This is a genomic window from Streptomyces sp. NPDC058000 (assembly GCF_042886435.1).
GTDB lineage: Bacteria > Actinomycetota > Actinomycetes > Streptomycetales > Streptomycetaceae > Streptomyces.
Window position 1 is genome coordinate 1 of sequence record NZ_JBHVQS010000119.1, and the last position, 8695, is coordinate 8695.

Below are 8695 nucleotides of genomic sequence, written 5' to 3' on the forward strand. Positions count from 1 at the left end.
CGTCCTCCTCCGGAGGAACGACGCACGACCCTACGGGTCGTCAAATGCGATTCCCCTCCGGGGAATTGATAAGACCCTTCGGGTCTTGCCTTTCCTCCGGAAAGGCTGGTGAATTCCTCCGGAATTCCGCACTGCATTCCTTGTGGCCTGCTTTGCTTGGCGGGTGACGGGCCGTCTGTGGTACCGGGTGTGAGGCTGGTTACGGGGCGGGGTGCCCTTGCCTGGCCTGCGTTGCCGACCTCCGGGCAGCCGGAGTCGGGACCAGGGTCTCAGGACTGGCGCCGGGTCACCGGCGGCCCACCAACACGCTCTTGAATTTTCGCGTAGACCGCTCGCGCCGAGCGTAGCGCACCACCCCAGAAAACACCATCACAGTCGAGCGATGCATCACGGTGACGCACGGGGTAGAGACTGGGAAAACACCTCACCACCCCAAAGTCAAAACCAGAAAGGGAGATACGCCCGGAAAATCTTGCAGCCGTAGGGGAAGTTGTTCCCGAATGCCTTCCGGGTGAATCAGGGGATTGTGGAACGTCCGCGCGTGACCACCATGGCACTTGGCTCGCCATGCTGAAAGCGAGGGCGCAACTAATGATCGAGGCAAACCACGGGGAGGAAGATACGAAGGATTTCGGGGAAGTGGTCTATCGGCGGGCCCTTGATGACGGACGCCGGCATTTCGGCCTGACAGGCTAACCCGAGAGCCCCTGAGTGCCCCTCAGAGCGCCTGTTACGCGGCGCCCGGCACGAGGGCCGGCTCCCGCAGGGCGGCGGGAGCCGGCCCTCGTGCCGCTCTCGTGGCTGGCTTCCTTACTTCCAACTTCCCAAGCCTGCCAGGGAGTCGACCGGCTCTCAGCAGGCCCGGGTGGCGCGCTGACCAACAGTCGAGCGGGTAGAGCGGGGCAGCGCGGCCGATCGGCGGCGGCGCCCGCGACGGCCCGGCAGGGCGCGGCTCCTTTTGTGTGCACACGTGCACGTGCACGTGTGCACACCTTTCGCGCGACCCCCAACCCAAGGGCCGAGCCCGGCCTCCCGGCGTCGGCTCGGGAGGCTCCAGGCCTAGGGGGCCCAGCTATGCCTGCCGCGTACGCGTGCGGCCTGCCAGCGGGCAGGGTCTACGCTGTGACCCGCGGCCACCGCATGATCGTTTGTCTTCACACACCGATGATCAACGGTGGCCGCACCCCTGTCGCCTCAGACGCCATCGGCCCTGCGAACGCAAGGAGACCACCTGTGCAGGCCGCAGCATACGAAGCACTGCTCATCGGGGGCCGCGCCGGAGTCGGCAAGACCACGGTCGGTTGGGAGGTCTCTGCGCAACTGCAAGTCCTACGCCTCGCCCACTGCCTGATCGAGGGCGACAACCTGGACCAGGCATTCCCCGCCCCGGCCGACGACCCCGCCCGCACGAAAATGACCGAGGCGAACCTCGCCGCCATCTGGCGCAACTACGCCGCTCTGGGATACCGCAGGCTGATCTACACCAACACCGTCGCCGTTCTGGAACCCGACCTGATCGCCCGCGCCATGGGCGGCACACCCCGCATCACCGCGGTACTCCTGACCGCCGACGACGCAACCGCCCGGCAGCGCCTGGGCACCCGGGAGATCGGAAGCCAACTCGACGCCCACGTCACCCGGAGCACTGCCATGGCCCAACACCTGGAAGCCACCGCGCCTCCATGGGTCGCACGAGTACCCACCGACGGCCGCTCCGTCACCGACATCGCACGCGATGCCATCGCGGCAACCAACTGGTCATCCCAATCGGTACAGACCACAGATCACGATCTACGGCTGGAGTATCGCCGGTGATGATGACGAAGACGGTGCAAGGTCGACAGCCACCGCGGCAACGCTGTCAAAGCCGCGCTCATTTCGCACGACCGCATACCCCCGGCACCCCTTGCCGACAACGCAGAGAACTCTCTTAATTCTCGTCCATTTCGCTGTAATTGATTACCAGAGAAACAACCATTTGAACAATTCGAAATACGCGGTCAATTGCGCTCCCAATCGACCTGTAGGTAGCTGAGATTGGGTGCCTCGCCCGCGAAATTCCCGGCGAGGCACCCAACCGCTACCGCAGGTTGCCTCGCCGGCGGTCACGGGAAGCGTCGGACGCCGCCCACGTCTTGGCGGTGCCGGCGAAGGCCGCGACCCCGCTTATGACCTGCCACAGCGGAACCAGCCGAGGGTAGACCACCGTCAGCACTCCGCAGCCGATCGCGACCGTCAAAAGCGCGCACACCGCCACCACGGCGCGCCACGAACTCAGCGCGGGAGCGGGGTCGTCGGCCGGACCGTCGGCCCGGGCAGGCGGACCGGCGGGCGGGTTGAGGTCCGCGGCCGGCGCAGCGGCGGGGACGGGGGCAGCCGCCGTGGCGGGGTGGCCGATGGCCACAGCGAACACGGGAGCACCGTCGGTGCCGCCGCAGGCCACCGCCACCACCGCCCCCGACTGCTGGACGCCTGCGGGCCGCTGAAGGGCCTCCAGAGCCTGCTGCACAGCCTGAGTGGGCAGCGGAGCCAAGGGGTGGGGAATCGGCGGGGAGAAGGCCGCAGGGGCGGTCTGCGGCAGGGCGGTGGCGCCGGACTGGTGGATCGGGACCGGCTGGGCCGACAGCTGGTGGGTCGTCATGGCTCTTCTCTCTCGGTCGGTGTGCCGTAGCGCCACGCCCGGTTAGGCGCGATGGGGCCACCGTCGCCGTCAAAACCGCACCGATCCAGCTCTCGCGAAAATCAGCAAAACACCACGTCAGAGCAGGTTCTGACGAGGATTCGCGAAAAGTGGACCGGCTTAGGCGGGGGCGCTAGCGGCGGGTGGTGGCAGCACCGTCGAACAGCCAGGGGTTAGCCACGCAAGTGCCCCGAAGCCGGCGTTCACCGCGGCGGGGACCAGGGCGTCAAGGACGGTCGCACGAACACGCCCACAAGCACCACACACCACCAGCCCCTCCACCAGGACGGGAGTTGCTAGCAGCCGCCGCCGCGGACACGCCCCGGGAGCCCCAGCTTCACGTGCGCGCGATCGACGCCGACGTCGAACTGCCGCCGATGCGCCTCACCACCGGCCTCAACGACGACCTGGCCCACTTCCGCGACAGCGGCATCCTCGGCCCGCAGACCAGCAAATAAAGTCACCGCGGCTCATGGCATCCGGTGGTGCGTGCACCAATGCAGTGGCGTTCTCCCGAGGTCGCAGGGACAATCCACGGATGCGTGATCGACTGTGGTTGCCGCCGGGGCTGCGTTTACGTCCGTGGGAGTCATCCGATGCCCCCGTCGTGCTGGAAGCGTTCGCAGAACCGGTGATGGAACGGCAAGCCGACGCACCCATCACCACGATCGCAGACGCCGAGCAATGGATCCAGCGGCGGCAGAACCAGTGGCACCAAGAGGTGGCTTATGGCTTCGCCGTCACCGACAGTGCCGACGTGGCGTTGGGCGGTGTCTCGGTCGGCAGCCTCAACCCCCAGCACGCCACCGGATGGATCTCCTACTGGACCACTGCCGCCGCCCGCGGCAAGGGCGTTGCAACCCACGGCTGCCGCGCTCTGGCCGATTGGTGCTTCGCCGACCTGGGACTCTTCCGGCTGGAACTGGGACACCGCACCAACAACCCTGCTTCCTGCCGGGTCGCCCTCGCCGCAGGCTTCGCACCCGAAGGTCTGCAACGGCAAAAACTCGCCTACGACGGCGTCCGCTACGACGTCGAGATGCACGCACGACTCGCGACGGACCCACAGCCGCGATAGCCGACAAGCCGTCGCACAGAGACTAGAGAAGCCCCACCATCACGCGAGCACCTGGGGAATTACGCCGACACGGGCGTGGGGAATATCGCCGACGTCGACACACGCTCAAGGGAATCCGGCTTCTCCGGCCTCTCAGCCCGGGCAGCCTCTGACACAGCGGGGGCCTTCGCAACACCTCGGCGCAGGTCCCAGAAAACGCGCTCAAACCGCTGCAGATCCAAACCCACCCGGGTACACGCCCGGGCCAGAACCTGCCACGGGATCGCGGCGTCCTCGTCGAACGGGAGGACGCCAGCGCGGCCTGAGCCGCGTCCCGATCGCGGGATTCGACAGCCGCACGTTCGTACCCGGCTTCACACCAAGGGTGTACCTCGTCCGAGCAGCCTGCTGAGCTCGTGGGCCAGGGCGACCGAGGCGTCGATCTCGACCTTGCGGATGGACACGCTCTCCACGAGGAAGCCGAACGGCATGCCGAGCTTCCGGCAGAAGGCGATCAGGTCCCGGGCGTTCGCCAAGCAGTGCTGGTATGACTCGGCCAGGGTGTCGTCCGCATGGCGCAGGGAGTTCTCCAGCCAGCGCGGGACGTCGACGCCGAGCCACTGGAGGAACGCCAGCGTCTTCACCGAGCCGCACACCGAGAGCGTGAACAGGACGGGCCTCGGTTCGAGGTCCCGCTCGCGGCAGGCGTAGTAGTAGTCGGAGACCATGCTTTTCGCCGCGTCGACGCTGTAGATGACCTGCGAGATGAAGTACGCGCATCCGGCCACCTGCTTGGCGACGAGCCGCAGATGCTCCTCGGGGCGTTCGGTGATGGCCACGCCACCGAGCAGCAGGTCTGGGCGGACATCGCGGCGCAGGTCCTGCGCCTCGGACAGGCCGGTCCGCACCGCCTTCCCCTTCGAGGACGCGCCGACGAAGACGCCGAGCAGCCGGTCGGCGTCGGCCGTCCGCAGCCAGGTCCGCAGCTCCGTCTGGGAGTACTTGCCGACGCACCGGTAGACAACCACCGGGCGGTTCCACTTGCCGAGATAGTCCGCGTGGTACACGGCAGGGTCGATGGTCGGCAGGTACGGAAACGGCCGCTGCACCGGATTACGGTCGCTCTCATCGTCGATGTCGTACAGCGCCAGACCGTCGACATCGAGGGACTCCAACCGTGCCAGGGTGGCTGCGGTGATCTCCCGGATCCGCTCGGGAGTGTTGCTCAGGCGGGGCGGCGTGATGCCGAACAACAGGACACCGCTGTCGGCATCGGCCACCCGGCTTCGGAGATCTGTGCCGTCGCTCTGGTTCGCCATGACGCGGAAGTTAGCAGCTCATCCGCCAGGCGGCAGGCGAACACCACCCTGTGAGACCGGACTCGGTTCTGAACCAACTGACGTCCGGCCGCGCGGACCAGATCCACAGGATTTGACAATTGCTCGAAGGGGCGAGCGTGTCCGAGCACGACGATGCACCGGCGGCGGAAGCCAAGAGGGCCGTGGAGGTGCTGCTGGACGACGACGGGACGGCCGAGGGGAACGAGGCTGTTAGGAGGCCGTCAGGGCTCTGTCTGACTGCTCTGGACGGAGTGGACGCCGCACGAGGAAGCGGATCCGTGCTCTGGTGCAGCAGATCCGCAAGGTGAGGGAGCTGAACCGGCCGCACGAAGGCCTGCGCCACCCCGTACTGCCGAAGACGGTGCTGACGCCGAACGAGATGTGGGCCGCTCTCATCACCGTGTGCGGGTACGTGCCCGTGCCGCTGAGCGGAGCCGACTGGCTGGAGCTGTTGCCGGTGCGGTGGCAGCCCATCACCGAACGCGGCATCCGCATCGATTACCGCACCTACGACTACGAGGTGCTGGATGCCTGCCGCGGCAAGCGCTCCGACATCGCGGCCAGGGACGGCAGATGGGAGGTCCACCACAACCCGCATGATGCCCGCCAGGTCTGGGCGCGCCTGGGCGACGGGAAGCTCCACGAGATCCCGTGGATCCACCGCGACCACGTCCACCAGCCGTTCAACGACCAGACCTGGCGCCACGTCCAGGACGAAGTCGCCCAGCGGGGCGGCCGTGAGCAGCACGAGGCCGACCTCGCCGATGCCCTCGACCAACTCCTGCGCCACACTCGCGGCACGGGAGTGCAAGCGGCGCCGAAACGGCGGGGCCGCAAGAGTCCCCTCACCTCGCCCGGCAGCGCGGCGGTACTCGAGGGGCTGGCAGTCGGTCTGCCCGCTCCACGGCAATCCGGCACACCCGATGCCGAGGTGGGGGAAGGCGCGGGGGCGGCGGGCAGCGGGCAGGCTGCCGCATCCGCTGGGGCCGAGGCTGTGGAGGCGTCACAGACGAGGCTGGCGCCCGATGAGGGGTGGGGTGAGAGCCTGGACGACCTCGCCGCCACCGGCCTGGCTGCCGGGACCGATGCAGATGCGGCACTGGATGTCGCGGAAGAAGCCGGCGTGGGTGCATCGTCCGCTGGTGTTCCGGCTGGCGGATACGGGCTGTGGGATGCCGAAGCGGAGGCCGAGCAGTGGTGAGCGGTCCATGGAGCATCGGAGAGGCGTCGAAGGACGGTACCGCGCCAACCGCGCACCGGCCGGCGGACTCTGCGGTAGGCGCCGGGAACATCGCGGGCGGTGCGGGCGGCAACGGGCAGGTTCAGCCGGGGGCGGTGACGGTGTGGGACGGGTTCGCCCGCTTCGCCGCCACACCCGTGCCCGCGCCTCCCGCGCCAGGGGCGCCGGCGCGCAGTCTCCAGGAGCGGGTGGGCTATCACTCGCGATTCGTGACGGTCCGCACTCCGGCGATCGACATGCTGGCCAAGCAGGTACGCACCTTGATGATCCTGGGCCGCCACCAGCAGGTCACCGCGCGCCCGTCCCTGATCGTCACCGGACCCGCCGGGGCCGGTAAGACCACCGCGCTGCTCCAGGTCGGGCGCGCCTGCCACCTCGCCCACACCCGGCGCCAGGACGAGGCGGGTGTGGCTGCGGGCGGGCAGGTCCCGGTCGCCTACGTGCTCGTGCCGCCCGCCGCCAGTGCCAAGACTCTCGCACTGGAATTCGCCCGCTTTCTCGGCGTTCCTGTCACCGCCCGGATGTCCCAGGCAGCAGTCGTCAACAGCGTCTGCCACACCTACGCGCAGGTGGGTGTGCGGCTGGTGCTGATCGATGAGATCCACCGGCTCAACCCCCGCACCACCACCGGCGCCCAGAGCGCCGACCTGATCAAAGACCTCACCGAACGCGTCGGCGCGACGTTCGTGTATGCGGGCATCGACGTGACCGGGACCGCCCTGTTCTCCGGGGTGCGCGGGGCGCAGCTCGCCGCACGGGCCAGCCTCGTGGACTGCGATCCCTTCCCCGCCCGCGACGGTGAGCATGAACCGTTCAAAGACCTTGTACAGGCCCTGGAGAACGCCCTCGACCTGCGGTATCACCGGGCAGGGAGTCTGGTGCGGCTGACGCCGTACCTGCACGAGCGCACCGCCGGCCGGATCGGGTCGCTTGCGCGTCTGATCAAGCAGGCGGCCATCACCGCGCTCATCAACGGCACGGAACGCATCACCAAGACCACCCTCGACGGTGTCCGTCTGGATCACCTCGCCGAACAGCGCTACCGGCCCCGCACCCGAACCAAGCCCGGTTCCCGGTGAGTCAGGCCGCTCTCGTGGCGTCTGCGCCCGTCGTCGGGGCATGGGCGCAGCTCCCGCTCCCGGCACCGGGCGTATTCCGCGTCCGGCCGCTGGTCTTCGAAGCGACCGCCTCCTACCTACAGCGCCTCGCCGGTGCCTACCGGCTGACACTGCCCCAACTCCTTGACAGCGCTGGGATCACCGTCCGCGGACACGGCACCTCGCCCGCGGCAGAACTCGACCTCTCCCCCACCGCTACGCGCCGAGTCGCTGCCGTGGCCCGAGTCCGGCCGGACGTCCTCGCGCGTGCACTGCCCGGCCTGCTCCAGGACGGCACGACGGATGCCAGGCCGGCCACCGCATGCTGGGGGCCCGTCGAGCACCGGCAGCAAGCTGTTCGAGCGTGCACGATGTGCGTGCGGCACCACAGCCGCGGCGCGACCGGTACCGCCTGGGTCCACCGGCCCTGGCACCGGTTGGTGTGCTGGCGCCATCAGCAAGCCGCCCCAGACCCCCGACTCACGTCCACCCTGCGCACCGGGGCCGTTCCCGAACTCGCCACGGCCCACCACAGCCACCAGCGGCTACAGCGACACCCGCGGGGCGCGAGTGCGTGGATGGCGGCACACGCGATCACGACCCGCTGGTACGACCACCAGCAACACCTGACCCACCGCTGGCACCACCGGCTACATCAACTCACGGCAGGAAACCCGCAGTTACGCCGTGCAGGGAACGCTTCAGCCGTGCTGTTGGCCCGTGACCTGGTGACCTACCCCGAAACCGTCACTCTTGCCCGCACCCTGGCCACACTCCCCCACCAACACCCAACTCCCCACGTCCATGACGCCGTCGGCGTGATCGGCCACAAGCTCGCCCTTACCCGACTCTCCCCCACCGCCAACGACCCACTGACCACCTACCTCGGATCACACCCCTCACCAGCCCCGGTCAGCCCCCTGCGCACGGCCACACCACACGGCTACCTCTCGACGCACCATTCCATCAACAACAAAACCAAGATCAATCCCACACACCCACGAAACCCCTGACCAACACCCCGAACAACCAAACCGAACACCCACCGCATAGCCCACGCAAGCCACACTCCACCCCTCCCCCACACCCTCAAATCCCCACCAGAACCACCAAACGCCAGGCCAGAACAACCAGCTACCGAAGACCCCCACACCTCGCCACACTCGCGTCGGGTGGGCGCCGGGTTTCACGGTCTGCATGCGGCGTCGGGCGCGGGGGGGTTTTTGTCGCGGACGGCCCCCCTAATGTGGGGGTATGCTGGGGGCTTGCAGGCGCACACCG

8 protein-coding genes are annotated in these 8695 nt (G+C 68.3%); 6 read left to right on the forward strand and 2 right to left on the reverse strand.

Annotation, left to right across the window (positions count from 1 at the left end; genetic code table 11):
* Window positions 1-1233: 1233 nt before the first annotated feature.
* The gene (locus tag ACFVT2_RS42955) at window positions 1234-1815 is read left to right on the forward strand and encodes an AAA family ATPase (RefSeq protein WP_390027858.1); all 582 of its coding nucleotides are present in this window, start codon (window positions 1234-1236) and stop codon (window positions 1813-1815) included.
* A 265-nt stretch (window positions 1816-2080) separates the two neighbouring features.
* On the opposite strand, the gene ACFVT2_RS42960 is transcribed toward ACFVT2_RS42955, so the two are convergent.
* Window positions 2081-2641: a hypothetical protein gene (locus ACFVT2_RS42960; protein ID WP_390027860.1), complete on the reverse strand. Its 561-nt coding sequence runs from the start codon at window positions 2639-2641 to the stop codon at window positions 2081-2083.
* A 577-nt stretch (window positions 2642-3218) separates the two neighbouring features.
* Between ACFVT2_RS42960 and ACFVT2_RS42965 the strand changes: the two genes are divergently transcribed.
* The gene (locus ACFVT2_RS42965) at window positions 3219-3758 is read left to right on the forward strand and encodes a GNAT family N-acetyltransferase (protein WP_390027862.1); all 540 of its coding nucleotides are present in this window, start codon (window positions 3219-3221) and stop codon (window positions 3756-3758) included.
* Window positions 3759-4111: 353 nt separating this feature from the next.
* Here the strand turns inward: ACFVT2_RS42965 and ACFVT2_RS42970 are convergent, their stop codons facing one another.
* Window positions 4112-5056: a methylenetetrahydrofolate reductase gene (locus ACFVT2_RS42970; protein ID WP_390027864.1), complete on the reverse strand. Its 945-nt coding sequence runs from the start codon at window positions 5054-5056 to the stop codon at window positions 4112-4114.
* Between the two features lie 137 nt (window positions 5057-5193).
* Between ACFVT2_RS42970 and ACFVT2_RS42975 the strand changes: the two genes are divergently transcribed.
* The 4 genes from ACFVT2_RS42975 (at window position 5194) to ACFVT2_RS42990 (ending at window position 8427) form a co-directional block, all read left to right on the forward strand.
* Window positions 5194-5385, forward strand: a complete 192-nt coding sequence (locus ACFVT2_RS42975) for a hypothetical protein (protein ID WP_390027867.1) — start codon at window positions 5194-5196, stop codon at window positions 5383-5385.
* Window positions 5364-6278, forward strand: coding sequence for a hypothetical protein (locus tag ACFVT2_RS42980; RefSeq protein ID WP_390027869.1), 915 nt, complete (start codon window positions 5364-5366; stop codon window positions 6276-6278). The genes ACFVT2_RS42975 and ACFVT2_RS42980 overlap by 22 nt, the downstream gene beginning before the upstream one ends.
* A gap of 248 nt (window positions 6279-6526) precedes the next feature.
* Window positions 6527-7396, forward strand: coding sequence for a TniB family NTP-binding protein (locus ACFVT2_RS42985; protein WP_390027871.1), 870 nt, complete (start codon window positions 6527-6529; stop codon window positions 7394-7396).
* Window positions 7397-7410: 14 nt separating this feature from the next.
* Window positions 7411-8427, forward strand: a complete 1017-nt coding sequence (locus ACFVT2_RS42990) for a TniQ family protein (RefSeq protein WP_390027874.1) — start codon at window positions 7411-7413, stop codon at window positions 8425-8427.
* Window positions 8428-8695 lie beyond the last annotated feature (268 nt).